This window comes from Pseudomonas sp. R1-1, assembly GCF_051132135.1.
Classification (GTDB): domain Bacteria; phylum Pseudomonadota; class Gammaproteobacteria; order Pseudomonadales; family Pseudomonadaceae; genus Aquipseudomonas.
On record NZ_CP071663.1, the window covers coordinates 1,794,860 to 1,820,614 of the forward strand.

Here is a 25,755-nt window from a genome sequence, read left to right on the forward strand (position 1 = left end):
ATGACGAATTCTCCGGGTCTCATGCCTAATTCTCCGGCATGCGGGTTTGCGCGGTCGCATTGGCGAACGGATCTGCGATGATGCTTTCATCCCTTATTGCGTGTTTTTTTGTGAAGAACGACTCGATGCAACTGACCCGTCATCTTGATGCCAACGCGCGGCTGGTTTCGCTGATCGAACCGCTGGCGCTGCGCGATGGTTACAGCCAGACCGGCTTGCCCGGCGTGCAGATCTTGCGCGCCAGCTGCGACGTCGCCCGTGGCCCGCACATTTATGAACCGAGCCTGATGATCATTGCCCAGGGCAGCAAACTGGCGTTTCTCGGGCCGCGGACCATGGAATATGGTGCCGGGCATTACCTGATTCAGGCGCTGCCGGTGCCGTTCGAGTGCGAGACGTTTGCCTTGCCGGATGCGCCGCTGCTTGGCGTCTCGGTAGCGATTGATCGGGTGCTGCTCGGTGAACTGGTGCTGGCGATGGGCCTGGCACCGGGGCGGCACATTCCCGCGCAGACGCCGGAGTCGATGACCTCGGTGGTGCTTGACGATGGCATGCGCGGTTGCGTCGAGCGCTTGCTCAGTTGTTTGCACGATCCGCTGGAATGCCAGATTCTCGGCCCGGCGCGGGTGCGTGAGTTGCTGTTCGTCGCATTACGTGGACCGCAGGCGGATGTGCTGCGGGCATTGGTCGAACAGCAGGGGCAGTTTGCCCGGGTGGCGGCGTCGATCAGTCATCTGCACGCGCATTACACCGAGCCGCTGAACGTCGAAACGCTGGCCGGGTGCGCGAACATGAGCGTGTCGACCTTTCATGAGCATTTCAAACGCAGCACCTTGTTGTCGCCGGTGCAGTATCTCAAGCGTTTACGCTTGTTGAAGGCGCAGACGTTGCTGGTGGCCGAAGGGCTGGGCGTAGCGCAGGTGGCGCATCGAGTCGGGTATCAGAGCACGTCGCAGTTCAGTCGCGAGTACAAGCGCTATTTTGAGCGCAGTCCGGGGGATGAGCGCGCTGCTTGATTCTGCGCTGTTCCTTGTAGGAGTGAGCCTGCTCGCGATAGCGGTCTGTCAGTCGACATTGTCGGCACAGATATACCGCTATCGCGAGCAGGCTCACTCCTACATTGGGTCGGTGGTTGCATGAATCACGGGCAACAAAAAGGCCCCCGTTCAGGGAGCCTTGTTATTCAGCGATACGACTTACATATTCGGATAAGTCGGGCCGCCAGCGCCTTCCGGCGCGACCCAGGTGATGTTCTGCGCAGGGTCCTTGATGTCACAGGTCTTGCAGTGCACGCAGTTCTGGGCGTTGATCTGGAAGCGCTTCTCGCCGTCTTCTTTGGTCACCACTTCGTATACGCCGGCCGGGCAGTAGCGCTGCGCCGGTTCGTCGTACAGCGGCAGGTTCTTGCTGATCGGGATGCTCGGGTCGGTCAGCTTCAGGTGGCACGGCTGTTCTTCTTCGTGGTTGGTACCGGAGATGAACACGGAGCTGAGTTTGTCGAAGCTGAGCTTGCCGTCGGGTTTCGGGTAATCGATCTTCTTGCAGTCGGCCGCGAGTTTGAGGCAGGCGTAATCCGGCTTGGTGTCACGCAGGGTGAACGGCAGTTTGCCGCCGAAGATGTTCTGGTCCAGCCAGTTGAAACCACCGCCAATGATCGCGCCGTATTTGTGAATCGCCGCGCCGAAGTTACGGCTGGCGAACAGTTCTTCGTAGAGCCAGCTGTTCTTGAAGGCGTCGACGTAAGTGGTCAGCTCTTCAGTGCCGTCCTTTTCCGCGAACAGCGCGTCAGCCACCGCTTCGGCCGCGAGCATGCCGGACTTCATCGCGGTGTGGCTGCCCTTGATCTTGGCAAAGTTCAGGGTGCCGAGGTCGCAACCGATCAGCGCGCCGCCCTTGAAGACCATTTTCGGCAGCGAGTTCAGGCCGCCCTTGGCGATGGCGCGGGCGCCGTAGCTGATGCGCTTGCCGCCTTCCAGGTACTGTGCCAGCACCGGGTGATGCTTGAGGCGCTGGAACTCGTCGAACGGCGACAGGAAAGTGTTGCTGTAGGAAAGATCGACGATCAGACCGACCACCACCTGATTGTTTTCCAGGTGATAGAGGAACGAGCCACCGGTGTTCTCGGTGCCCATGATGTCCAGCGGCCAGCCGGCGGTGTGCACCACCAGGCCAGGCTGGTGTTTGGCCGGGTCGATTTCCCAGATTTCCTTCAGGCCGATGCCGTAGTGCTGAACGTCAGCCTCGCTGTCGAGGTTGTAGCGCTTGATCAGTTGCTTGCCGATGTGGCCACGGCAGCCTTCGGCGAACAGCGTGTATTTGCCACGCAGTTCCATGCCCGGGGTGTACAGACCTTCTTTTGGTTGGCCTTCACGGTCGACGCCCAGATCACCGGTGATGATCCCGCGGACCACGCCGTTTTCGTCGATCAGCGCTTCCTGGGCAGCGAAGCCCGGGTAGATTTCCACGCCGAGGTTTTCCGCCTGCTGGGCCAACCAGCGGCACAGGTTGCCGAGGGAAATAATGTAGTTGCCTTCGTTGTGCATGGTCTTGGGCACAAAGAAGTCGGGAATTTTCTGCGCGCTTTCGGCGTTTTTCAGCACGAAAATGTCATCGCGGGCCACCGGCGTGTTCAGCGGGGCGCCAAGTGCTTTCCAGTCCGGGAACAGTTCGTTCAGTGCGCGGGGTTCAAAAACCGCACCGGAGAGGATGTGTGCGCCGACTTCGGAGCCTTTTTCGACCACGCAAACGCTGATTTCCTTACCGGCATCAGCGGCCTTCTGCTTCAGACGGCAGGCGGCGGACAGACCCGCGGGGCCGGCACCGACGATGACCACGTCGAATTCCATGTATTCGCGTTCCACAGGCTATCTCCTACTCAAGGCTCAACAGTTTTTTTTCTGATTTGGAGGTTTGATGTCGCATCCCGTCAGCCTTTACGTTAACGTCAAGGGGGATAACGGAAAACCCACCTTTCTCTCTAGGCGGCGCATTATATCTACACCACTCCCAGCGTCCAATACAAACGTTTGTTTGAATTGCCTCCAGCCCACAGAAATCAAAGAAGCGCGGCTTATGAGTGGTCATTTTGCTGTATTGACCGGAATAGGCGTTCCGGTCAAGATACGGGCGGTTTTGCGCTGGTCGTAAGCAGACTGGCGCTTTCAGGAGCACGTCTAAAGACAGGGCACAGGCAGTAAAAGGTGGAGCGCAACGCGGTTTCCGTGCGGTGCCCGCTCGGTGTGAAAATCCACGACTGGTCAGTCACCGCTGACGAACGGTCAGCGGCATTCACAACCCAAGCCAATTGCAGCCACGTCGGCGTTTTTAGAGGTGCCCTTTAGCCTGATGAGCATCAACCGCCAGGTTCGCCTAGGCGACTTTCTTTTCACCGGAGAGTAACGAGGAATCCATGAAGGTTCTTGTAGCTGTCAAACGCGTTGTGGATTACAACGTCAAGGTCCGCGTCAAGGCGGACAATTCCGGCGTCGATCTCGCCAACGTCAAGATGTCGATGAACCCGTTCTGCGAAATCGCAGTGGAAGAAGCCGTACGCCTGAAAGAGAAGGGCGTTGCGACTGAAATCGTCGTCGTCTCCATCGGCCCGACCACCGCTCAGGAACAGCTGCGTACCGCACTGGCTCTGGGTGCCGACCGTGCCATCCTCGTCGAATCCGCTGAAGATCTGACTTCCCTCGCTGTGGCCAAGCTGCTCAAGGCGGTGGTCGACAAGGAACAGCCGCAGCTGGTGATCCTCGGCAAACAGGCGATCGACAGCGACAACAACCAGACCGGCCAGATGCTCGCTGCACTGAGCGGCTACGGTCAGGGTACGTTCGCCTCGAAAGTCGAAGTCTCCGGCGACACGGTTGCCGTGACCCGCGAAATCGACGGCGGCGCGCAGACCGTTTCGCTGAAACTGCCGGCCATCGTCACCACCGACCTGCGTTTGAACGAGCCGCGTTATGCGTCCCTGCCAAACATCATGAAAGCCAAGAAGAAGCCTCTCGAGACGCTGACTCCGGACGCTTTGGGCGTTTCCACCGCCTCCACCAACAAGACTCTTAAAGTCGAAGCGCCGGCTGCACGTAGCGCGGGCATCAAGGTCAAGTCGGTGGCTGAACTGGTCGAGAAACTGAAAAACGAAGCGAAGGTAATCTAATCATGACTATCTTGGTAATCGCCGAACACGACAACAAAGTGCTGGCTCCGGCCACGCTGAACACCGTGGCTGCCGCTGCCAAAATCGGCGGCGACATCCACGTTCTGGTGGCCGGTCAGGGCGCAGGCCCGGTGGCCGACGCCGCTGCGAAGATCGCTGGCGTGAGCAAAGTCCTCAACGCTGACAATGCCGCTTATGCGCATCAGCTGCCGGAAAACGTTGCTCCGCTGGTTGCCGAGTTGGGCAAGGGTTACAGCCACATCCTGGCTGCCGCCACCTCCAACGGCAAAAACATCCTGCCGCGCGTTGCTGTCGCGCTGGACGTTGACCAGCTCTCCGAGATCATCTCGGTCGAAAGCGCTGACACCTTCAAACGCCCGATCTACGCCGGTAACGCCATCGCTACCGTACAATCGACCGCTGCGATCAAAGTGATCACCGTGCGTGCCACCGGTTTCGACCCGGTTGCCGCTGAAGGTGGTTCGGCGGCTGTTGAAGCCGTTGGCGCTGCGCACGATGCAGGCATTTCGAGCTTCGTTGGCGAAGAGCTGGCCAAGTCCGATCGTCCAGAGCTGACTGCTGCCAAGATCGTCGTTTCCGGCGGCCGCGGCATGCAGAACGGCGACAACTTCAAACACCTGTACGCGCTGGCCGACAAGCTCGGCGCTGCCGTTGGTGCTTCGCGCGCCGCGGTTGACGCAGGTTTCGTACCCAACGACATGCAGGTCGGCCAGACCGGCAAGATCGTTGCGCCACAGCTGTACATCGCCGTCGGTATTTCCGGCGCGATCCAGCACCTGGCCGGCATGAAAGACTCCAAAGTGATCGTTGCGATCAACAAGGACGAAGAAGCGCCGATCTTCCAGGTGGCCGATTACGGCCTCGTGGCTGACCTGTTCGAAGCGGTACCCGAGCTGGAGAAGCTGGTCTAATCCAGCCGCTTCACTTATAAAGAGCCCGACCGTTTGGTCGGGTTTTTTTTGTCTTGAATTTGAGTGGGGGCGTGTTGCCATGGATCTGCGCTGCGGATGGTTTTTGGGTCTGGCCCTGTTGCCCGTGGTGGCATCAGCGGCGGGCAAGTGCGAGCGCCTCGTCGTCACCGGTAGCCCCGATGCGCCACCGTACCTGTGGCAGGACCCGCAAAACCCGAAACGGCTGATCGGTGCCAGTGCCGACCTGTTGCAGCAAGTCGGCAAAGACCTAGGCATCAAGATCGAGCTGCTCTATGCCGGCAAACGCGCGCAGGCGCTCGACGAGGTGCGCAGCGGGCGCATGGACATGCTCGCCGACGCGCCGCTGACCCTCAACGAGCTGGAGACCCTCGACTACATTCATCCGCCATTGCTGGAAAACGACTATCTGGTCTGGACGCGCAAAGGCTCAACCCTGGTTTACAGCGAAGCCAAAGACCTGCACGGGCATGCCGGCGCGTTGTCGGAAAAGTCGCGAATGACCCAGGCATTCGGCACTTTCGCCGAGCAGAATCTGACCCTGACCAAGACAGCCAACCTCACCCAGGCCTTGCAGAAATTGCTTCTCGGTGAGGTGGAATATGTACTCGCCGGCCGCTATTCAGGCATGGCGGCGGCGCAGGCGCTGGGTATGACCGGCGATCTGCTGGCGTTCGAGCAACCCATTGATCGCCCCGGTCTGTTCCTTGCGGTTTCCCATAGCTCGGCATGCAACGATCCGTGGTTGCGCGGACAGCTAGCCAAAAAGATGACAGAATTGCCCGCGTCCGGACTGACGGAAGCCGCGCTGCAACGCAATATCGAGCGCTGGAAGGCGCAGCAGCAGCCGCCACAACCCGTCAGTGCCCCCAAACAGTAGGGATTCTTAGTGAGTATTCGACCTCTTTTCGCGGCCGTGGCCGTTCTGGCTCTGGCCGGTTGCGCGACCGATCCGGCACCCATCGAACAAATGCGTCTGACCGAGCAGGCCATTACTCAGGCCAAGGCCGTTGGCGCCACGGCCGACGAAGTGCCGGAAATGAAACTGGCAGAAACCAAGTACACCCGCGCCAGAGGCAACATGGCTGACCAGTCTTACCGCAACGCGCGGATGCGCGCCGAGCAGGCTGAACTGGACGCCCGGCTGGCCGAAGCCAAGGTGCTGACCCAGAAAAGTGAAGAGCAATTGAATGTACTGAACACCCGCATCACCCGACTGCGCAAGCAACTGGGGAATGCCCAATGAACCTGTCAGTGAAAATCCTCGGCGGCCTGATACTCGTCGGTTGCGCGAGCCTTTCTGGCTGCGCCGGACAGCACAGTGAAGCGGCGTTGCAGCAGGCTGGCAGCGACTTTCAGAAGGTCAAGGAAGATTCGAACGTGTTGCGTATCGCGCCGAAAGATGTGATTCGTGCCGGTGAGTCCTTGGCCCGCGCCGATCGCCTGTCGACCTATTGGGGCAGCGGTTCGGACGTTGTGCATTACGCTTATCTGAGCCAGCGTTACAGCGAAATTGCTCTTGAGCATACCAATCAGGTGCTCAACGAAGAGCGCGCAGCCAAGCTGGAGCTGGAGCGCCAACGTCTGCAACTGGCCTTGCGCGAATCGAAGTTGTTGAGTGTGCAGCAGCAGGGCAAGTGGCTTGAGGAGCAGATCGTTGCGTTGGCGACTACGCAGACTGATCGGGGTCTGGTGATGACGCTGGGCGATGTGCTGTTCGATACCGGTGAGGCGGAACTGAAAAATTCGGCCAATCGGGTGGTGCTGAAGATTGTGCAGTTTCTGCAGTTGAATCCCAAGCGTGTGGTGCGGATCGAGGGTTATACCGACAGTACCGGCGGCAAGCAGGAGAATCTCAAGTTGTCTCGCGACCGGGCGCAGTCGGTGGCGGATGTGCTGATTGACCTGGGCATTGATGACAAGCGGATTCAGGTTGAGGGGTATGGGGATGAGTATCCTGTGGATGCCAATGCTTCCGAGCGTGGGCGTGCGCAGAATCGTCGGGTTGAGATTGTTTTTTCTGATGAAAAGGGGCAGCTCGGGGCGGCTCGTTAGGTTGGCCTTGGCGGCCTCTGGGCCGACCAGGCTCTGGTTGGTTTGGCGTGTATATCCGTTGCTGCGGGTGGTGCTGATGGCGGTTTCGCCCTTACGGCGAGTCACCTTTTCCAGACGCCGAAAAGGTAACCGAAAAGGCTTGCTCCTGCGTTCGGCCCTCGCAGGCTCGGGTTCCTTCGCTCCGGGATCGATCCGGGCGCAGCGGCTACGGTTTGCTTCGCTGCACCTACTTCCGCTGTGTCTGGCTGCGCCAGACGGTCGCTGCGCTCCCACGCCCGGATCAATCCCTCCACTCAGCCTTCCGATGTCGCTGGTTAGGCAAGATCAAAATCAAAAGCACTCGAGCTAACGCTCATTGTTGAGTGGTTAGAAGCGTCACATGGCTTAAGATTTTCGGCGTATTCGCCCCTCATCGGAACGCCGCCCGCCCAGCCCTCTCCCGAGGGTGAGGTAGCCGATTTTGGTTGGATTCGAAATTTGCATTCGACTCGGTATCTCAGACTTACGCATCCAGCCCAACCACCCCGGTCCGTCCCCTCTCCCTCCGGGAGAGGGATAGGCGGGCGGCGTTCCGATGAGGGGCTTTTGCTTCAGCCACATTCCTCGACCCCTTCTCAAAAAAACAGCACAGTCCCCGCAGACACCGCACTGTATCGTCGACTAAAGTGACAACTGTCCCAGTACACTTCTAAACTGTTCCGGTATTGTTTCGCACAAGAATAAAATCGCCCGTGAAATCGAGTGCTGCGTCATGACCAATCTCTTGCTCTACCAACGTATTGCTCAGCAGCTGGCCGAGGATATTCGGCGTGGCGTTTATCAGCCGGGGGAGCGGGTGCCTTCGGTGCGCAAGATGAGTTCGCAGCTCAATGTCAGTCATGCGACGGTGTTGCAGGCTTACGCCAATCTTGAGGATCAGGGCTTGATCCGGGCGCGGCCGCAGTCGGGTTATTACGTGCACCAGACGCCGGCGTTGACGGCGCCGACGCCGGACATTGCGCGGGTTGAGCGGCCGGGGCTGGTGACGCGCAGCAGTATCATTCAGCAGGTTTTGGTTGAGTCGCGTCGTGAAGGGGTGTTTCCGCTGGGTGCGGCGGTGCCGAGTGTCGATTACTTGCCGGTGCGCGCGTTGCATCAGCAATTGGCCAAGGTCACGCGTTTCCATAGCCCGCGCGCTTTCAGCTACATGTTCAGCCCCGGTTTTGAACCGCTGCGTCGGCAGGTGGCGATTCGCATGCGCGACGCTGGAGTGGTGGTCGATCCGTCTGAGGTGGTGATCACCCACGGTTGTGTCGATGCCCTGCAAATGTCGTTGCGGGTGTTGACCCGGCCGGGGGATCTGATCGCTGCTGAATCTCCGACGTATTACGGTCTGTTGCAACTGGCCGATCTGCTTGGACTCAAAGTCATCGAAATCCCTAGCGACCCCGCCACCGGTATGAGCCTGGAAGCGCTGCAACTGGCGGCCAACCAGTGGTCGATCAAGGCGTTGGTGCTGACCACGCGCCTGAGCAATCCGCTGGGCGGGACCATGCCCGAGGAGCGGCAGAAGCAACTGCTGCGGCTGGCCTCGGATTTCGATATCCAGATCGTTGAAGACGATATCTATGGCGAGTTGATGTTCGAGCAGGGCAAGACCAAGGCGCTCAAGGCCTATGACCGGCTCGATCGGGTGATCTACTGTTCGAGCTTCTCCAAGACCCTGTCGCCGGGTGTGCGGATCGGCTGGATGATCGCTGGGAAGTATCAGCAGGAAATCCAGCGTTTGCAGACCTTCAGCACGCATTCGGCCTGCAGTGTCACGCAGATGGCGATTGCCGCTTATCTGGAAAACGGCGGCTATGACCGGCATTTACGGTACATCCGCCAGGAATACCGGAAAAACCTCAGCGCCTTCCAGTTGGCGGTGCAGCAGCATTTCCCCGAAGGCACGCAAATGACCCGGCCCACGGGCGGTTTCATCCTTTGGGTGAGTTTGCCGGGACGGGTCAATACGCAAGAATTGCATGTGCGTGCGTTGCAGCAGGGCATCAGTATTGCGCCGGGGTTGATCTTCAGTAACACCGAGCAGTTCAACCACTGTATCCGCCTCAATTGCGGGATTCCGTGGAACCGCGAGGCGGAACGGGCGTTGATGACGCTAGGGTTGTTGGCGACCCAGCTGTGTCAGGAAACCGCTGGCGGATTCTGAACGAGCGGCAGGTCAGGCTTGTCTTGTTGCGCACAACGAGCGAGCATGTGGCCCTCTGCCGTTAGTTCGTTGGGTCCATGAAAGCGATTGTTCCTGCCGCGTGGGTTTTGCTGGGTTCGTTGATGATCGGTCAGGTGCCGAGCGTCTTGGCGGCTGCCCCCCGGGAAAAACCGGCTGCGACCAGTACGAGCAAGAAAACCGCGAAAACCGCGGCACCCGCCAAAAAAGCCCAGTCGAAAAAAGCCGCCACGGTGAAGAAGCGCCGCCCGGTAGCCTCGAAATCGAAACCCGCCAGCGAAGTGGCAAAAACCCGATTGCCGTCGGCGAAGCTCGACCTCAGCCTGCCCAAGGATATGGTTGAAGAGTTGAAGCCCAAGGGCACCGTGGAACTGCCCAAGCGCGAGGCGATTCTGCCGCAGATGTTTGGCGAAAAAGACAGCGGCTTCCAGCTCAACGGGCGTCTGCTCAGCAACGAAATGCAGTTGCAGCTGCGCAATGACGAACGCCGTGAAGTCGAAGGCGCGGCGCTGGACTTCGAATTCAAACAGTGAATGATGCCTGCCTGTGACCCGCAGGACAGACGCTTTGTCGGAGACTGGTCAGTCACTTTCACTTATCGCTGAAAACCCGCCGCAGACAATTTGAAACAGCCGTTTTAGCGGTTACTCTGTTTCCCGTCTCTTTACACATCGCCCGTCGCGAGGATTGTTCGTCATGAAATGCCGTGAAGGCTGTGGCGCTTGCTGCATTGCCCCGTCCATCAGTTCGCCGATTCCCGGCATGCCCGATGGCAAACCTGCCGGCGAACGTTGCGTGCAGCTGTCGGTCGATAACCTGTGCAACATTTTCGGCCGCCCGGAGCGTCCGCCAGTCTGCTCGGGCTTCGCTGCCGACGTTGTAGTCTGTGGCAGCAGCGCCGAAGAAGCGATCAGGCTGATCGGTTGGTGGGAAGCCATGACCGCGGCGTGATGTGTCAAGGCAACGGAACTTCAACAATAAGGAAAAAACTATGGGTTCGCTGCATCGTATCGCTGTGTTGTGTGGTTTGGCCGCTGTGCTGGCCACCTCGGTTGCCCAGGCGGAAGAATGGAAAGTCGCCAAGAACGAGGACGGCATCAAGGTCTCGCTGAGCGAAATACCCGGCTCGGACTACAAGTCCTATCAGGGCGTCGCGCTGATGAAGACCACCATCGCCAAATTGCGCGCGCTGCAGGAAGACGTCGCCGGTGCCTGCGCCTGGATTCACGAATGCAAGACCCAGAAACTGCTCAAACATGAGGGCGACCAGAGCTGGACCTACACCCAGTTCAACACGCCGTGGCCGGTGACTCCGCGTGATTCGGTGTTGCGCATCACCACCGTCGAAGGCGCCGATGGCAGCCTGACCCGCAATCTTGAAGGCGTGCCGACTTATCTGCCGGAAGAAAAGGGTTTTGTGCGGGTGCAGCAGGTCAAGGGGTTCTGGAAGTTCGTACCCAAAGGCGATCAGGTCGAAGTGACCTATCAAGTGCACACCGAACCAGGCGGCAGCGTGCCGGCCATGGTTGCCAACAAGTTCGTGGTCGATGCACCCTTCAATACACTCAAAGCCTTGAAACAGCGCGCCGAGAAATAATCCACGCACTTTGAAAATAAACGCCCCGATTGATTCGGGGCGTTTCGTTTTCGGCTTTATTGTGTTTCCAGATATGCGTTGGACGAAATTTTCACAAAGTCTTCCCGACAATTCGCCCGCGCTGTTGCCTCGCTGTCAGGGCTCTGAATGAAAGCATCTGGCAGCGCGGCAGTAATCAATGGCAATGGTGCGGGTGATCGTGCAACATTTGCGCACCGCGCACGCCCCGGGGTCTGGAATGACCAATAGAGGGCTTGGCGCCGCTTTATTCTTTGCAACTTCAACTTTCCAATGGGTCCTAAAACGACATGGCAAACCCGGACGCCCTGAATCAGCAGCGATCTTCCAGTCGCCTGCTGCAACCGACCGTCAAATCGCATCTGGCCTACACGCTGCTTTGTGCGCTGGTCATGATGGTGATGTTTTCCGTGCTGCGCCTCGCGCTGCTGGTCTACAACCGCGAGATGATCCTCGACACCCCGGTCTCGACCTTCCTTGAAGCGTTCGTCAATGGCCTGCGTTTCGACCTGCGTCTGGTGGTGTACCTGTGCATTCCGCTGGTGCTGGCGCTGTTCAGTGCCCGGGCCATGGCCGCGCGGGGCTTCTTCCGTCTGTGGCTGACCATCGCCTCGAGCATCGCGCTGTTCCTCGGCCTGATGGAGATGGACTTCTACCGCGAGTTCCACCAGCGCCTCAACGGTCTGGTTTTCCAGTACGTAAAAGAAGACCCGAAAACCGTGATGAGCATGCTCTGGTACGGTTTCCCGGTGGTTCGCTACCTGCTGGCGTGGGTCATCGGCACGGTCATTCTGACCCTCGCCTTCAAGGGCGCCGACCGCGCCACCCGCCCGCGCGGGCCGTTCAGCGGCGGCAGTGTCAGCTCGCGTCAGGTTGCGCCGTGGTATACCCGTCTGGCGGTGTTTGTGGTCTGCCTGCTGATCTGCGTGGTGGCTGCGCGTGGCACCTTGCGTCAGGGCCCACCAATGCGTTGGGGCGACGTGTACACCACCGATTCCAACTTCGCCAACCAGCTCGGCCTCAACGGCACGCTGTCGCTGATCGCTGCCGCCAAGGCGCGCATGGGCGAAGACCGCGACAACATCTGGAAAGCCACTCTGCCGCAGGAACAGGCGCAGCAAGTGGTGCGCGACATGCTGGTGATGCCGTACGACAAACTGGTCGAGGCCGACATTGCTGCGGTGCGCCGTGACTACATGCCGCCGGCCGACAAGACCCTGCCGATCAAGAACGTCGTGGTGATCCTGATGGAAAGCATGGCCGGTCACTCGGTCGGTGCTCTCGGCGCGCCGGGCAATATCACACCTTACCTGGACAAGCTGTCGAAGGAAGGCCTGCTGTTCGACCGCTTCTTCTCCAACGGCACGCATACCCACCAGGGCATGTTCGCGACCATGGCCTGCTTCCCCAACCTGCCGGGTTTCGAATACCTGATGCAGACCCCGGAAGGCAGCCACAAGTTGTCCGGTCTGCCGCAGTTGCTCAGTGCGCGTAACTACGACGACGTCTACGTCTACAACGGCGACTTCGCCTGGGACAATCAGTCGGGCTTCTTCAGCAACCAGGGCATGACCAACTTCGTCGGCCGCAACGACTTCGTCAATCCGGTGTTCTCCGATCCGACGTGGGGCGTGTCCGACCAGGACATGTTCGACCGTGGTCTGCAGGAGCTGAAAGCGCGGGAAAACGGCAAGCCGTTCTACGCGCTGCTGCAAACCCTGTCCAACCACACGCCGTACGCCTTGCCGACGCCATTGCCGGTCGAGCGCGTGACTGACCGTGGCAGTCTCAACGAACACCTGACTGCCATGCGCTACTCCGACTGGGCGCTGGGCCAGTTCTTCGAAAAGGCGCGCAAAGAGAAGTACTTTAACGAGACCCTGTTCGTCATCGTCGGCGACCATGGCTTCGGCAACGAGCGTCAGATCACCGAAATGGACCTGGGTCGCTTCAACGTGCCAATGCTGATGATCGCCCCGGGCATCCAGCAGAAGTTCGGTACGCGTGACCACACGGTGGGCACGCAAATCGACATCGTGCCGACCATCATGGGCCGTCTCGGTGGCGAAGTGCGTCACCAGTGCTGGGGCCGCGACCTGCTCAACCTGCCGCAGGGCGACACCGGTTTCGGTGTGATCAAGCCATCGGGCAGCGAGCAGACCACGGCGATTGTTACCGCCGACCAGATTCTGGTGTTGCCGCGCGACAAGGACATGGGGCCGAAAATCTGGCAATACCAACTCGGTGCCAATCCGCATGCCGAAGTGGTGCCGAATGCACCGCGCACCGCCGAACTGAAACTCAAGCTGGAAGCGTTCCTGCAAACCGCGACCAAGAGCCTGCTGGATAACACCGCCGGTGTGATTCACGGCAAGCCGGACTGATTGCTGTTAAAAAACGCGCAATAAAAAAGAGGCCCTGAACAGGGCTTCTTTTTTTTCAGCTTTAAATCGTCATATCTTGCCGAGTAACAACAACACCAACAGCACGACGAGTACGACACCGATGATGCCCGACGGACCATAACCCCAACTTCTGGAGTGCGGGAAGACCGGCAGACCACCGATCAGCAACAGGATCAGGATGATGATAAGAATTGTGCCCATGTCGATTTCCTTGTTGGTAATGTCGAGAAGTCTTGATGTTCTAGGGCGACTGGATACCAAGTAGTTCCAGCCGGCTTACAAGTTCCGACTTGTGCCAAGTGGAAAAAATTCCATGTTTTTTTAATGTATTTGGATTGCAGGGTTATTTCTTTTTTTCGCCGGGCTAGTTCAGAACTTACTCGCCCTCATTGAATCCAACGCGCCCCGGTTTGCACTCACCATTCAGCAATTTGATGGAGCGTGGGTGGTGGCCGAACGTTCGCTACACTCGGCGCATCTTTCCCGGAACAACAAGGCTGTCTGCTATGCAAAATCGCATGATGATCACTGGCGCGGGCTCCGGTCTGGGCCGCGAAATCGCGCTGCGCTGGGCGCGTGAGGGCTGGCAGCTGGCGCTGTCCGACGTCAGCGAACCGGGCCTTCAGGAAACCCTGAAGCTGATCCGTGAGGCGGGCGGTGACGGTTTTATCCAGCGCTGCGATGTGCGTGATTACAGCCAGCTCACAGCGTTCGCCCAAGCGTGTGAAGAGAAACTCGGCGGCATCGACATCATCGTCAATAACGCCGGCGTGGCGTCTGGCGGTTTCTTCAGCGAGTTATCGCTGGAAGACTGGGACTGGCAGATCGCGATCAACCTGATGGGCGTGGTCAAGGGCTGCAAGGCGTTCCTGCCGCTGCTCGAGCAGAGCAAAGGCAAGATCATCAACATCGCCTCCATGGCGGCGCTGATGCAGGGGCCAGCGATGAGCAACTACAACGTGGCCAAGGCCGGTGTGGTGGCGCTTTCGGAAAGTCTGTTGATCGAACTGGCACAACAGGAAGTCGGTGTGCACGTGGTTTGTCCGTCGTTCTTTCAGACCAACCTGCTCGATTCGTTCCGCGGGCCGACTCCGGCGATGAAGGCCCAGGTGGGCAAGTTGCTGGAAAGTTCGCCGATCACTGCCGCGGATATCGCCGACTACATCTACCAGCAAGTGGCCGCCGGTGAATTCATGATCCTGCCCCACGAACAAGGGCGCATGGCCTGGGCGATCAAGCAGAAGAACCCGCAGTTGCTCTATAACGAAATGACCAGCATGGCCGAGAAAACGCGCGCCAAGGCCAAACAGAACAACGGCTGAACTTGCCCGCAGCAGACGGCGTCGTTAGGGTGGCCGCAATGGTCACCCTGTCGAGACGCATCGATGCTCAATTATTTGTGGTTCTTCCTCGCGGCGCTGTTCGAGATCGCCGGTTGTTTCGCCTTCTTCATGTGGCTGCGCCAGGGCAAGAGCGCTTTGTGGGTGATTCCTGCGCTGTTGAGTCTGACGCTGTTTGCGCTGTTGCTGACCCGCGTCGAGGCCAACTACGCCGGGCGCGCATATGCCGCTTACGGCGGAATCTATATCGTCGCTTCGATTGGCTGGCTTATGGTGGTCGAGCGCGTGCGCCCATTGGGCTCTGACTGGATCGGCGTGGCGTTATGCGTGATCGGCGCCAGTGTGATCCTGTTCGGGCCGCGGTTTTCCGCGGCTTGACGGTGTTTTGCAGGAAGCGTCTGACGGCCCCAAGCGCGCGAGGCTGTAAGGCAAAACTGATTTGCCTGCTGTGCATTGTGTCGCCGCCGCAAGCCGCGCATCTTCTGGGTTCGCTAACCCTGAAGGACGTATCTCATGCTTGTACTCAGCCGTGTCGTTGGTGAGTTGATTTCAATCGGTGACGACATCTCGTTGCGTGTTCTGTCGGTCAATGGCTCCAGCGTGCGCTTTGGCGTCGAAGCCCCGCAAAACGTGCACGTGCACCGCTCCGAAGTCTACGACCGGATCAAGCGCAAGGAAGGTGTGCAGAAGGTTCGCTGAGCGTCAGTCGAACAAATGCTTGGGCACATCGTGCTTGAGCATCAACTGGCACTGCTCGCTTTCCGGATCGAACACGATCAAGGCCTGACCTTTGGTCAGCGCCTGACGTACGCGCAGAACGCGGGTTTCCAGCGGCGTGTCATCGCCGTTGTCGGTACCGTCGCGGGTGACAAAATCCTCGATCAGGCGGGTGAGGGTGTCGACTTCAAGCGCGTCGTGGGGAATCAGCATGGGCACCTCGGCTAAATCAATGGCGCGATGCTACGGCGATTGGGGGTGGCCTGCCAGTTTTTGTAGTGCCTCGACCGGCGCCATCGCGAGCAGGCTCACTCCTACAATTGGAATGCGTTCTCCTGTAGGAGTGAGCCTGCTCGCGATAGCGGTATCCCAGACAACAATGATCTAACTGTCGGAACGCTGCCCCACCAGACTGTCCACCGGCGGCACGCGGGTTTCGCTCTCCATCTGCGTGTCGTGTTCGATCTGATGACTGAAGCGATCCAGCGAGGCATTGGCCGGCGCCGCGTCGCTGGCGAACACCGGCGGGCTCAGAATGTAAGCACCGAGCAACCGGCTCAGCGCCGCCAGACTGTCGATGTGCGTACGCTCATAGCCGTGGGTCGCATCGCAGCCAAAGGCGAGCAGGGCGGTGCGAATGTCATGCCCGGCAGTCACCGCCGAATGAGCGTCGCTGAAGTAATAGCGAAACATGTCGCGGCGCACCGGCAATTCGTGTTCACCGGCCAGGCGCAACAAGTGCCGCGACAGGTGATAGTCATACGGACCGCCGGAATCCTGCATCGCCACGCTGACAGCATGCTCGCTGGAATGCTGGCCGGGTGCGACCGGGGCGATGTCGATGCCAACGAACTCACTGACGTCCCACGGCAACGCCGCCGCCGCGCCACTGCCGGTTTCCTCGGTGATGGTGAACAGCGGATGGCAATCGATCATCAACTCCTCGCCGCTGTCGATGATCGCTTTGAGTGCGGCAAGCAGCGCCGCGACGCCGGCCTTGTCATCGAGGTGGCGGGCGCTGATATGGCCACTCTCGGTGAATTCCGGCAGCGGATCGAACGCCACCACGTCGCCGACGTTGATGCCCAGCGATTCACAATCGGCCTTGGTCGTGCAGTAGGCGTCGAGGCGCAGCTCGACGTGATCCCAACTGATCGGCATTTCATCGACCTGCGTATTGAACGCATGCCCGGACGCCATCAGCGGCAACACACTGCCACGAATCACGCCGCTGTCGGTGAACAGGCTGACGCGGCTGCCCTCGGCGAAGCGGCTCGACCAGCAGCCGACCGGGGCGAGGGTCAGGCGGCCGTTGTCCTTGACCGCGCGGACCGCGGCGCCAATGGTATCCAGGTGCGCGGAGACTGCGCGGTCGGGGCTGTTCTTCTTGCCTTTGAGCGTGGCGCGAATGGTCCCGCGCCGGGTCATTTCGAACGGGATGCCGAGTTCTTCCAGACGCTCGGCGACGTAGCGCACGATGGTGTCGGTGAAGCCCGTAGGGCTGGGAATGGCGAGCATTTCCAGCAGGACTTTTTGCAGGTAGTTCAGATCCGGTTCGGGGATTTGCAGGGTCATGGAAACTCCTGATGGGGTGAGCGCTGATCGTTCCCACGCTCAGCGTGGGAATGCAGCCCGGGACGCTCTGCGTCCCCTTGGAACGCGGAGCGTCCCTTGAGGCATTCCCACGCTGAGCGTGGGAACGATCGGATGGGTTCAGACCGCCGCCTGACTATGCGGAAACAGCAGATCGACAAAGCGTTCCGCCGTCGGTTGCGGCTCGTGGTTGGCCAGGCCGGCGCGTTCGTTGGCTTCGATGAACACATACTCCGGCTGATCCGCCGCCGGCACCATCAGGTCGAGGCCGACCATCGGAATATCCAGCGCCCGTGCCGCACGAACCGCCGCATCGACCAGGGTCGGATGCAGAATCGCCGTGACGTCTTCCAGGGTGCCGCCGGTGTGCAGATTGGCGGTGCGGCGCACGAACAGATGTTCGCCGGCCGGCAGAATGCTGTCGTAGTCGTACCCGGCCGCGTGCAAGGTGCGTTCGGTTTCGTGGTCGACAGGGATCTTGCTTTCGCCACCGGTAGCAGCTTGCCGACGCCGGCTCTGCGCCTCGATCAGCTCGCCGATCGAATGCTGACCGTCACCGACCACTTCGGCAGGTTTGCGGATCGCCGCTGCAACCACTTCGAAACCGATCACCACGATGCGCAGATCGAGACCTTCATGGAAGCTCTCGAGCAGCACGCGGCTGTCGAATTGCCGCGCGGCTTCGATGGCCTGCTGCACGTCTTCAATGGTCTGCAGATCGACCGCCACGCCTTGGCCCTGTTCGCCGTCGAGCGGCTTGACCACCACGCGCTGATGTTCGTCGAGAAAGGCCAGATTGTCGTCGGCATTACCGGCCAGTTGTTGCGCCGGCAGATTCAGCCCGGCCGCTTTCAGCACTTTGTGGGTCAGGCTTTTGTCCTGGCACAGGGTCATGCTGATCGCGCTGGTCAGGTCGCTCAACGATTCACGGCAGCGCACCCGGCGCGCGCCATGAATGAGGGTGAACAGCCCGGCGTCGGCGTCATCGACCTGCACGTCGATGCCGCGGCGATGAGCTTCCTCGACAATGATTCGCGCGTACGGGTTGAACTGCGCTTCTGGCCCCGGGCCAAGAAACAGCGGCTGGTTGATGCCGTTCTTGCGCTTGATCGCGAAAGTCGGCAGGTTGCGGAAACCGAGTTTGGCATAGAGGTTTTTCGCCTGACGGTTATCGTGCAACACCGACAGGTCCAGATAGCTCAGCCCACGGCTCATGAAGTGCTCGATCAGATGCCGCACCAGCACCTCGCCCACACCCGGACGTGAACATTGCGGGTCCACGGCCAGGCACCACAGGCTGCTGCCGTTTTCCGGATCGTTGAACGCGTTGTGATGATTGAGGCCCATGACACTGCCGATCACCGCGCCGCTGTCTTCATCCTCGGCCAGCCAGTACACCGGGCCGCCCTGAGGATGCGGAGTGAGCAACTCGGGATCGATCGGCAACATGCCGCGCGCCTGATACAAGCGGTTGATGCCTTGCCAGTCCGCCTCGCTCTGCGCACGTCGAATGCGGAAGCCGCGAAACACGCGAGTGGCCTGGCGGTAATCGCTGAACCACAGGCGCAAGGTGTCGGACGGATCGAGGAACAGCTGCGTCGGCTCCAGGCCCAGAATCTGCTGCGGCGCGGCGACGTACAGGGCAATGTCGCGCTCGCCGGGTTGTTCGTTGAGCAGTTCTTGCGCCAGCGACGCAGGATCGGGAAAGGTATGACCGATCAGCAAGCGGCCCCAGCCGCAGTGCACGGCAATCGGCGCGCAGGGCAGGGTGCTGCCGTCTTCGGCCAGACGCGCTTGCAGGCGTTCATACGACGGCGCCTGACCACGCAGCAGGCGTTGGTTGATGGACGTGGCATGGGGTTTCATCAATCAGATTCCTTGTTCACTGAGCCACAGGTTCAGCGCCGCCAGTTGCCACAGTTTCGAACCGCGCAACGGGGTCAGTTGGCCTTGAGGGTCAGTCAAAAGCTTGTCGAGCATGCTCGGGTTGAACAGGCCGCGATCCTGGCTCGGATCAAGCAGCAGTTCGCGCACCCAGTTGAGCGTGTCACCCTGCAAATGTTTGAGACCGGGCACCGGGAAGTAGCCTTTCTTGCGGTCGATCACTTCACTCGGAATGACTCGACGCGCGGCTTCCTTGAGCACCTGTTTGCCGCCATCGGGCAGCTTGAACTGGCCGGGTACACGCGCCGACAGTTCGACCAGTCGGTAGTCGAGAAACGGCGTGCGCGCCTCCAGACCCCAGGCCATGGTCATGTTGTCGACCCGCTTGACCGGGTCATCGACCAGCATCACCGTGCTGTCCAGGCGCAGGGCCTTGTCCACCGCCGCCTCAGCGCCGGGCTGGGCGAAGTGTTCCTTGACGAAGTCACCGGCGGCGTCATTGGCCGTCAGCCATTTCGGCTGCACGGTAGCGGCGTAGTCTTCGTAGCTGCGGTCAAAAAACGCCGCGCGATAAGCTGCATACGGATCAGCCGCGCCGTCGACTTGCGGATACCAGTGATAACCGGCAAACAATTCGTCGGCACCCTGACCGCTCTGCACCACTTTGCAATGCTTGGCCACTTCCCGCGACAGCAGGTAAAAGGCGATGCAGTCGTGGCTGACCATCGGCTCGCTCATCGCGCGGAACGCGGCGGGCAGTTGTTCGATGATTTCTTTCTCATCGATGCGCAATTGGTGGTGCTGAGTGCCGTAGTGTTTGGCGATCAGATCGGAATACTGGAACTCGTCGCCGCGCTCGCCGCCGGCATCCTGGAAACCGATGGAAAAGGTCGACAGGTTCTCGACGCCGACTTCACGCAACAGGCCGACGAGCATGCTCGAATCGACACCGCCGGACAGCAACACACCGACGTCCACTGCGGCGCGTTGACGAATCGCCACCGCTTCGCGGGTGCTGTCGAGTACGCGGTCGACCCAGTCTTCCAGCTTGAGGTTTTTCTCGTCCTCGTTCGGGCCGTAGGGCAGGGTCCACCAGATTTTCTGTTCGGTGGTGCCATCGGCTTCGACGCGCATCCAGCTCGCGGGCGGCAGCTTTTCGATACCCGCCAGCAGCGTGCGCGGCGCCGGCACTACGGCATGGAAATTCAGATAGTGATTGAGCGCCACCGGATCGAGAATCGGGTTGATATCGCCGCCCTTGAGCAGCGCTGGCAGTGCCGATGCGAAACGCAGGCGCTGGCCGGTGCGCGACAGGTACAAGGGCTTTACGCCGAGACGGTCACGGGCGATGAACAGGCGCTGCGCGTCACGCTCCCAGATGGCGAAGGCAAACATGCCGTTGAGCTTGGGCAGCAGTGCCTCACCCCAGGCGTGATAACCCTTGAGCAGGACTTCGGTGTCACCGCCGGAATAGAACGCATAACCCAGCGCTTCGAGTTCGGCGCGCAGTTCCGGGAAGTTGTAAATGGCGCCGTTGAAGGCCAGCGACAGGCCCAGTTGACTGTCGATCATCGGCTGCGCCGAGCCGTCCGACAGGTCCATGATTTTCAGGCGCCGATGGCCCAGGGCAATCGGCCCTTGGGCATGAAAGCCCCACGCGTCAGGGCCGCGCGGGGCCAGGTGATGGGTGATGCGCTCGATGGCTGCAAGGTCTGCAGGTTGTTGATCAAAACGTAACTCGCCAGCTAATCCACACATAAAATCCTTACCGGTTTTTCCGTTGGGGAGGGGTCAAGCGTGACCTCGCCAAAAGGGCGGGTACTCAGAAACTGACCCGCCGCGGTAGGTGGAGTTTTAGAACGATAAGTTATAAGCGGGCATTCGGGTCCGATATTAGCCGCTGAACTTGCGGGTTTTATGGCGGCAATAGGTGGATACCACCTGCCATCCCCGCCTTTCGCTATGTTCATCGGCCCGACCCGCAATAAAGGACTATTGCCATGCCCGCCACAGTGAACAAAACCTCGCCACACGACGACGCCATCCTTGGTACGCTGCTTGAGGCCACCGCCGATCTCGACACCGCGCAAACGCTGCAGAAAACCTTGCCAGCGCACCTGCTCAAAGCCAGCCCCGAAGCATTGTCGGCACTCGATCAGACCGTACGTGACCTGCACGACACGCAAATGCTTGTCGACAAGGACCTGCTCGCGCTGAGACCTCTGAATAGCTTTTGCATCGATGAATTGCACGCGGCCCTGCGCGGTAAATGGCCGGCCGTTACGTTTGATGTCGAGAAAGACTTTCTCAGCCTGCCCGGCGTCGACTGCGGTTGCCCGGCAACTTCCACCGATGAAAACGGCATCCAGACTTTCCCCAATGCGAAGCCGACGCTGCTGCAAGCGGCCATGCAGAATTTCAGCGAGGACGAGACGGCTGGCACGTTCCCGAAGGGCAGTTTGATTCGCATCACCAGTGCGGCGCAGGGTGTGAGCGATCTGACGCCGGCCGCTTTCGCCAAACTGTGCCGCGAGCTGGACCTGGGCAAACGCTATCAGGAGCATTTCCAGAAAGTCTTCGGCCTGCTGGACCTCGACGGCAAAGTCATCGCCACCAGCGCCATGACCCGGGATATCGCCAGGCTGAAAAAACTGCTGCTGCAACTGGACATGCAGCAAGCCGTCCTCAAGGGCCACATCACTGCGGCCACCCGGCAGGTCTTGCAGAAACTGATCGACGCCGAAGGCGTGCTATCGAGTGCAATCAAACTCTATGGCAAGCAAGCGATGATCATGCAAGGCGTGCAGATTCTCGACAGTTGCGTTTGGGGCGTGGTGGTGTTTTCCAGCCGATCGGTGGAGCTCTACCCCAGTGAACGGTGTGTGGTGTACATGGCCGGCGAACCGCAACGACCGTTGTATGAATACCCGAGTTTCACCGCGTTCAAGCAATACCTGACACAGCAGATGCAAAAGAAAGACTACCGTGAGTATTTCGCCAACAGCCTCGATGAAGACAACAAGGCCGACTTCTTCAAAACCTTCACCGACAGCGTCGAACTCGGGCATATCCAACAGTGGCCGATGACCGTGCCGCTCTTCGAATTCATGGTGCAGAGCCATGTCGGCAAGCTACAGCTCGACGCGCGCAAGCTGGCCGTGCCGACCGACGACATCGATGAAGACGTACGGAAAAAACGCCTGCTGGATTTCATTCAGTTGGGCGTGACCGTCGTCTCGGTCGCCGGGCTGGTGGTACCGGTGCTCGGGCAATTGATGATGGGCGTTGCAGTCGGGCAGATGCTCGCTGAAGTCTATGAAGGCGTTGAGGACTGGCGCCGTGGCGATCATCAGCAAGCGCTGTCACATCTGCTCAGCGTGGTGGAAAACATTGCCGTGATGGGCGGGTTTGCCGTCGGGCAGAAAGCCGTAGCAACGCTCGGCAAAAAACTCCTGCAAGCGCACCCGCAGTTCTTTGCGCAATTCAGCGCCATCGTTAATGGCGCAGGGCAGCCACGCTTGTGGAAGCCTGATCTGGCTCCCTATGAACATCCGCTGCCGACCGGGTTTACCATCGCTGCGGGCTCGAAGGATTTTTATCAGATCGGCGACAAGACCCTGAGCCGCATCGATCATCGAATCTTTGCCGGTGATTACGATCCCGCCAGCAAAGTCTGGCGCCTGCAACACGCCCGGCGGGCGCCAGCGTATGTTCCGCGGATTACCCGGCACGTCGAGGGCGGCTGGCGCCTTCCCGCCGAAGAGCCTGAGGAGTGGGGCAGTTCGGCCTACGCGCTCAAGCGTATCGATCCGCAGTTGAGCGAGTTCGTCGATACCGATCTGGACATGCTGCGCCGCCTCAGCGACACCTTGCCCGAGGATTTGCATCAGGCGTTCACCGACAATCTGAGCCTGCCCGAGCGCTTGCGCGACAGCGTCGAGCGCGCGCGTCTGGCGCGGCAGTTACGCACCCTGACCCGTGAGTTGCAGGCGGGCGAGATCCACTCCGGCCAGCCGGTCGAAGAGCAGTTGCATACCTTGCCAGCGATGAAAGGCTGGCCGACCGACCGTTATATTGAAGTCGTCGACGCCGAAGACAGCGTCACGGCGACCTATCCCGAAACCAAAGTGCTCGATGAAACCCTGGGCGTGGTGGTCAGTGAGGGCCAATTGGCTCGGGGCCAGTTGCTGCAAACCGTGGTGGACGGTTTGTATCAGAGCGAGGTGGAGGCCTTGCTCGGCAGCAAAGTGGCGAAAAACCTGCAGCACTCGGCGCTGGCCAGGAAACTCGGCGCGGCGCTCAACGCCGATCATCGCGCAGTCTTCGAGCGCATGTACCGACGCTACGACAAGAGCGAGGTCGATCAGGTACTGAAGCTGCGCAGCGTCTTCGCCGAGATCCCCGCGCGCTGTGCAAAAAAGCTGATCGAGCAGGCGCCAAGTGTGCAGCGCCAGAGCCTGCACACCAGCGGCCGCGTGGCGTTGCAGCTCGGACAGCAGGTGCGGACCACCAGCGCTCATGTGCGCCTCGACCGTGCGCTCGCCGGGTTTCACTGGCCGCACCTGGCCAACAACGACACCGACACGCTGGCTATCGAGATGCTGCCACGCCTGCGCGGTTGGGATTCACGCTGGCGGCTGGAACTGCGCGACAAATCACTGGGCGGAAAGCTCTTGCAAGCCGTTGGCGAGGAATCGGCGAGCCCCGCTAAAAAGTGCTTATTAGTGAAATCTGCCAGCGGCTATGAAGCGTTCGACGGTAGCGGTAAGTCCCTGGGCAAAATCGCTTCCGGTCCCACTGCGCTGTATGACGCCATCCTCAAGGCGACCCCATCGCTGCAAGTCAAGGCCGGCGCTTCTGCCCCTGCGCTGCCGGGCGACGCGGCCCAGTTGCGCAGCCAGTTGCTTGACGCCGCTCTGGCGGAGCGCGAGGTCGCGGCGCGCACGCTGGTCAGTGGCAAGTCGATAGCGCTGGAGGCCGAGCCTGTCTGTATCCAGAGCGATCCTGCGCCAGTGAAGAAGCACCCACAGGCATTGCTGCGCAAAGTCCGCAAACTCTACCCGCGCCTGAACGAAGCGCAGGCCAGCGAGTTCATTGACGGGCTGGGTGACGATGCGCTGACCCGGGCGAAACGGGTCAATGCCTTGCGCGGCGATCTGGACAGCCTGCGCGAAGCACTGTTTTCGTGGAGTGAAGATATCGAGGCGATGAACAAGGTCGGTCCGGATCTGGCAGAAGTGCGGCACAGTCGCAAGACCTTTGCTGAACTGATCGAACACGGTTTTCGGCGGTTTTATCAGGCGAACAATGAGGACGGAAAAACCGTCGGCGTGTTGAAACTCGACGGCATGCGCGTCGGCAAGCTGCCGACCTTGCCGCCGCAGATCAGCTTCGAGCACATTCAGCAGTTATCGATGCGCGATATGGCCCTGGACGATGATGTGGCGTACTTCCTCAAGTCGTTCAAGCAACTTGAGTCGCTGGAACTCGATGGCAATAGCATCAGCCGTTTCCCCGAAGTGCTGTCGCACATGCCCGAGCTGAAGCGCCTGAGTCTGGCGGGCAACAAGCTCCAGCTCACCGAGCAAACGCTGGCGAAACTCAACGGCCTGGACACGCTGCACCATTTGAACCTGAGCAAAAATCCGCTGGGCGCCACGCCGGACGTCACTCGCATGTTTTCTCTGCGCCGGTTGTTGTTGCGTGACAGCGGCCTTACGGAAATGCCCAAGGGACTTGCGCGCCTGCCGTACCTGGACTGGGCCGATCTGAGCGAAAACCACATCAAGAGTTTGCCGCAGTGGCTGTTCAAGACGCCTCGACGTTTCAGCCAGACACTCAATCTTGGCCGCAATCCATTGGCCGATCCGAGCAAAACCCTGCTGCAGAACTATCGCGACAATGTCGGCGTGGGCATGGGCTATCTGGAAAATGACATTGCCCGGCTCGATGAACAGCAGGCACGGTCGCTGTGGCTGCCCGAGGAGGCGGGCGTCGAATCGGCCGGGCGAGAGCGCATCTGGAACGCTTTCAAGGACGATACGCGCGCCGAGGGGCTGTTCCGACTGCTCGCGGAACTGGGCAATAGCGCCGATTCGGAAAAGGTCAACGAGGACCTGCGGCGGCGGGTCTGGACGGTGCTCAAGGCCGCAGAAAATGACGCCTTGCTCTGCGATCAAGTGCTGGATCTGGCTGCCAGCCCGATCAACTGCATCGACAGCGCCGCGATGAATTTCAGTCATCTGGAAGTCGCGGTGGAGATCGATCGCGTAACCAGCCTCGCCGGCGGCAAGATCACCAGCGCCAAACCACTGCTGGAACTGGGGCGTGGTCTGTTCCGCTTGGCACAACTGGACGAGATTGCCCTGGAGCATGCCGGTAAAGACCCCAAACTCGATCCGCTGGAGGTCAGCCTCGCCTATCGCAGCGGGCTTGCCGAGACCCTGCAGCTGCCCGGACAGCCACGGCATATGCGCTACGGCTCGCTGGCGGGCGTCACTGCGGCTGATCTGGAGGTGGCGAAAAACCGGATCGCTACGGCCGAGCTGTCGCCGAAGTGGTTGAACTTCATGTCAGAGCAGACATTCTGGAAAGACTATCTGCAACGCACATTCCCGCGCCAATTCGCCCCGGTCGAGGCCAGGTACACGCCGCGCATGACCGCGCTGGACGACAAGGCGGCGAGCTTGTCCGATGCCGATTACCTGAGCCAGGCGCAGATCATCAAAGCCGAACGGGAAAAAGCCCTGGCAGATGTTTGGACACGCCTGACCAGCGACGCGCTGCGCGTTGCCGATCTGGGCCTGTGTGCCAGGCCCGACGCCTGAG

At 60.1% G+C, this 25,755-nt stretch carries 21 protein-coding genes; 15 read left to right on the top strand and 6 right to left on the bottom strand.

Features of this window, described 5'->3' with window-relative positions; genetic code table 11:
* Positions 1-125 precede the first annotated feature (125 nt).
* Positions 126-1,016 carry an AraC family transcriptional regulator gene (locus J3P75_RS08275; protein ID WP_016770956.1) on the top strand — a complete coding sequence of 297 codons (891 nt, stop codon included), beginning with the start codon at positions 126-128 and terminating at the stop codon, positions 1,014-1,016.
* Between the two features lie 180 nt (positions 1,017-1,196).
* Here the strand turns inward: J3P75_RS08275 and J3P75_RS08280 are convergent, their stop codons facing one another.
* A complete protein-coding gene (locus tag J3P75_RS08280; protein WP_434709889.1) occupies positions 1,197-2,861 on the bottom strand; it encodes an electron transfer flavoprotein-ubiquinone oxidoreductase in 1,665 nt (554 codons plus the stop codon).
* 548 nt (positions 2,862-3,409) lie between these two features.
* On the opposite strand from J3P75_RS08280, the gene J3P75_RS08285 reads away from it, so the two are divergent.
* The 10 genes from J3P75_RS08285 to J3P75_RS08330 all read left to right on the top strand — a co-directional run bounded on the left by J3P75_RS08285 (position 3,410) and on the right by J3P75_RS08330 (position 13,372).
* Positions 3,410-4,159: an electron transfer flavoprotein subunit beta/FixA family protein gene (locus J3P75_RS08285; RefSeq protein ID WP_090285137.1), complete on the top strand. Its 750-nt coding sequence runs from the start codon at positions 3,410-3,412 to the stop codon at positions 4,157-4,159.
* 2 nt (positions 4,160-4,161) lie between these two features.
* The gene (locus J3P75_RS08290) at positions 4,162-5,091 is read left to right on the top strand and encodes an electron transfer flavoprotein subunit alpha/FixB family protein (RefSeq protein WP_434709890.1); all 930 of its coding nucleotides are present in this window, start codon (positions 4,162-4,164) and stop codon (positions 5,089-5,091) included.
* A gap of 79 nt (positions 5,092-5,170) precedes the next feature.
* Positions 5,171-5,989, top strand: a complete 819-nt coding sequence (locus tag J3P75_RS08295; protein ID WP_434709891.1) for a substrate-binding periplasmic protein — start codon at positions 5,171-5,173, stop codon at positions 5,987-5,989.
* A 9-nt stretch (positions 5,990-5,998) separates the two neighbouring features.
* On the top strand, positions 5,999-6,355 hold the full coding sequence (locus J3P75_RS08300; RefSeq protein ID WP_090285131.1) for a DUF4398 domain-containing protein: 357 nt from the start codon (positions 5,999-6,001) through the stop codon (positions 6,353-6,355).
* Positions 6,352-7,164, top strand: a complete 813-nt coding sequence (locus J3P75_RS08305; RefSeq protein WP_434709892.1) for an OmpA family protein — start codon at positions 6,352-6,354, stop codon at positions 7,162-7,164. The genes J3P75_RS08300 and J3P75_RS08305 overlap by 4 nt, the downstream gene beginning before the upstream one ends.
* Positions 7,165-7,915: 751 nt before the next feature.
* A complete protein-coding gene (locus J3P75_RS08310; protein ID WP_090285127.1) occupies positions 7,916-9,355 on the top strand; it encodes a PLP-dependent aminotransferase family protein in 1,440 nt (479 codons plus the stop codon).
* A gap of 77 nt (positions 9,356-9,432) precedes the next feature.
* The gene (locus J3P75_RS08315; protein WP_434709893.1) at positions 9,433-9,906 is read left to right on the top strand and encodes a translation initiation factor 2; all 474 of its coding nucleotides are present in this window, start codon (positions 9,433-9,435) and stop codon (positions 9,904-9,906) included.
* A 163-nt stretch (positions 9,907-10,069) separates the two neighbouring features.
* The gene (locus J3P75_RS08320) at positions 10,070-10,324 is read left to right on the top strand and encodes a YkgJ family cysteine cluster protein (protein WP_434709894.1); all 255 of its coding nucleotides are present in this window, start codon (positions 10,070-10,072) and stop codon (positions 10,322-10,324) included.
* 40 nt (positions 10,325-10,364) lie between these two features.
* Positions 10,365-10,970, top strand: a complete 606-nt coding sequence (locus tag J3P75_RS08325; protein WP_434709895.1) for an START domain-containing protein — start codon at positions 10,365-10,367, stop codon at positions 10,968-10,970.
* Between the two features lie 308 nt (positions 10,971-11,278).
* Positions 11,279-13,372: an LTA synthase family protein gene (locus J3P75_RS08330; RefSeq protein ID WP_434709896.1), complete on the top strand. Its 2,094-nt coding sequence runs from the start codon at positions 11,279-11,281 to the stop codon at positions 13,370-13,372.
* Between the two features lie 69 nt (positions 13,373-13,441).
* On the opposite strand, the gene J3P75_RS08335 is transcribed toward J3P75_RS08330, so the two are convergent.
* Positions 13,442-13,600, bottom strand: coding sequence for a DUF3309 family protein (locus J3P75_RS08335; RefSeq protein ID WP_172833327.1), 159 nt, complete (start codon positions 13,598-13,600; stop codon positions 13,442-13,444).
* 299 nt (positions 13,601-13,899) lie between these two features.
* On the opposite strand from J3P75_RS08335, the gene J3P75_RS08340 reads away from it, so the two are divergent.
* From J3P75_RS08340 to csrA, 3 genes are all read left to right on the top strand, one after another.
* Positions 13,900-14,715 carry an SDR family oxidoreductase gene (locus tag J3P75_RS08340; protein ID WP_434709897.1) on the top strand — a complete coding sequence of 272 codons (816 nt, stop codon included), beginning with the start codon at positions 13,900-13,902 and terminating at the stop codon, positions 14,713-14,715.
* A gap of 63 nt (positions 14,716-14,778) precedes the next feature.
* Complete coding sequence (locus tag J3P75_RS08345) at positions 14,779-15,111, top strand: YnfA family protein (RefSeq protein WP_008088571.1); 333 nt, start codon at positions 14,779-14,781, stop codon at positions 15,109-15,111.
* A gap of 135 nt (positions 15,112-15,246) precedes the next feature.
* Entirely contained in the window at positions 15,247-15,432 is a 186-nt protein-coding gene (csrA, locus tag J3P75_RS08350; protein WP_090285114.1) for a carbon storage regulator CsrA, read from the top strand.
* Between the two features lie 3 nt (positions 15,433-15,435).
* On the opposite strand, the gene J3P75_RS08355 is transcribed toward csrA, so the two are convergent.
* From J3P75_RS08355 to J3P75_RS08370, 4 genes are all read right to left on the bottom strand, one after another.
* Positions 15,436-15,663, bottom strand: a complete 228-nt coding sequence (locus J3P75_RS08355; protein ID WP_003172962.1) for a YheU family protein — start codon at positions 15,661-15,663, stop codon at positions 15,436-15,438.
* A 171-nt stretch (positions 15,664-15,834) separates the two neighbouring features.
* A complete protein-coding gene (locus J3P75_RS08360; RefSeq protein WP_203418956.1) occupies positions 15,835-17,025 on the bottom strand; it encodes an osmoprotectant NAGGN system M42 family peptidase in 1,191 nt (396 codons plus the stop codon).
* A 138-nt stretch (positions 17,026-17,163) separates the two neighbouring features.
* Positions 17,164-18,909 carry an N-acetylglutaminylglutamine synthetase gene (ngg, locus tag J3P75_RS08365; protein WP_434709898.1) on the bottom strand — a complete coding sequence of 582 codons (1,746 nt, stop codon included), beginning with the start codon at positions 18,907-18,909 and terminating at the stop codon, positions 17,164-17,166.
* A 3-nt stretch (positions 18,910-18,912) separates the two neighbouring features.
* A complete protein-coding gene (locus J3P75_RS08370) occupies positions 18,913-20,685 on the bottom strand; it encodes an N-acetylglutaminylglutamine amidotransferase (RefSeq protein ID WP_434596438.1) in 1,773 nt (590 codons plus the stop codon).
* Positions 20,686-20,927: 242 nt separating this feature from the next.
* Here J3P75_RS08370 and J3P75_RS08375 point away from each other — a divergent pair, with 242 nt between their 5' ends.
* Positions 20,928-25,754, top strand: coding sequence for an NEL-type E3 ubiquitin ligase domain-containing protein (locus tag J3P75_RS08375; protein ID WP_434709899.1), 4,827 nt, complete (start codon positions 20,928-20,930; stop codon positions 25,752-25,754).
* The last annotated feature ends 1 nt before the right edge of the window (position 25,755 follow it).

Excerpts from the sequence above, each read along its gene's own strand:
- J3P75_RS08285 (WP_090285137.1), top strand. The coding sequence starts at position 3,410 with ATGAAGGTTCTTGTAGCTGTCAAACGCGTTGTGGATTACAACGTCAAG.
- J3P75_RS08320 (WP_434709894.1), top strand. The coding sequence starts at position 10,070 with ATGAAATGCCGTGAAGGCTGTGGCGCTTGCTGCATTGCCCCGTCCATC.
- J3P75_RS08305 (WP_434709892.1), top strand. The coding sequence starts at position 6,352 with ATGAACCTGTCAGTGAAAATCCTCGGCGGCCTGATACTCGTCGGTTGC.
- J3P75_RS08375 (WP_434709899.1), top strand. The coding sequence starts at position 20,928 with ATGCCCGCCACAGTGAACAAAACCTCGCCACACGACGACGCCATCCTT.
- J3P75_RS08345 (WP_008088571.1), top strand. The coding sequence starts at position 14,779 with ATGCTCAATTATTTGTGGTTCTTCCTCGCGGCGCTGTTCGAGATCGCC.
- J3P75_RS08315 (WP_434709893.1), top strand. The coding sequence starts at position 9,433 with ATGAAAGCGATTGTTCCTGCCGCGTGGGTTTTGCTGGGTTCGTTGATG.
- J3P75_RS08330 (WP_434709896.1), top strand. The coding sequence starts at position 11,279 with ATGGCAAACCCGGACGCCCTGAATCAGCAGCGATCTTCCAGTCGCCTG.
- J3P75_RS08325 (WP_434709895.1), top strand. The coding sequence starts at position 10,365 with ATGGGTTCGCTGCATCGTATCGCTGTGTTGTGTGGTTTGGCCGCTGTG.
- J3P75_RS08310 (WP_090285127.1), top strand. The coding sequence starts at position 7,916 with ATGACCAATCTCTTGCTCTACCAACGTATTGCTCAGCAGCTGGCCGAG.
- J3P75_RS08340 (WP_434709897.1), top strand. The coding sequence starts at position 13,900 with ATGCAAAATCGCATGATGATCACTGGCGCGGGCTCCGGTCTGGGCCGC.
- J3P75_RS08360 (WP_203418956.1), bottom strand. The coding sequence starts at position 17,025 with ATGACCCTGCAAATCCCCGAACCGGATCTGAACTACCTGCAAAAAGTC.
- J3P75_RS08355 (WP_003172962.1), bottom strand. The coding sequence starts at position 15,663 with ATGCTGATTCCCCACGACGCGCTTGAAGTCGACACCCTCACCCGCCTG.
- csrA (WP_090285114.1), top strand. The coding sequence starts at position 15,247 with ATGCTTGTACTCAGCCGTGTCGTTGGTGAGTTGATTTCAATCGGTGAC.
- J3P75_RS08295 (WP_434709891.1), top strand. The coding sequence starts at position 5,171 with ATGGATCTGCGCTGCGGATGGTTTTTGGGTCTGGCCCTGTTGCCCGTG.
- ngg (WP_434709898.1), bottom strand. The coding sequence starts at position 18,909 with ATGAAACCCCATGCCACGTCCATCAACCAACGCCTGCTGCGTGGTCAG.
- J3P75_RS08290 (WP_434709890.1), top strand. The coding sequence starts at position 4,162 with ATGACTATCTTGGTAATCGCCGAACACGACAACAAAGTGCTGGCTCCG.
- J3P75_RS08370 (WP_434596438.1), bottom strand. The coding sequence starts at position 20,685 with ATGTGTGGATTAGCTGGCGAGTTACGTTTTGATCAACAACCTGCAGAC.
- J3P75_RS08275 (WP_016770956.1), top strand. The coding sequence starts at position 126 with ATGCAACTGACCCGTCATCTTGATGCCAACGCGCGGCTGGTTTCGCTG.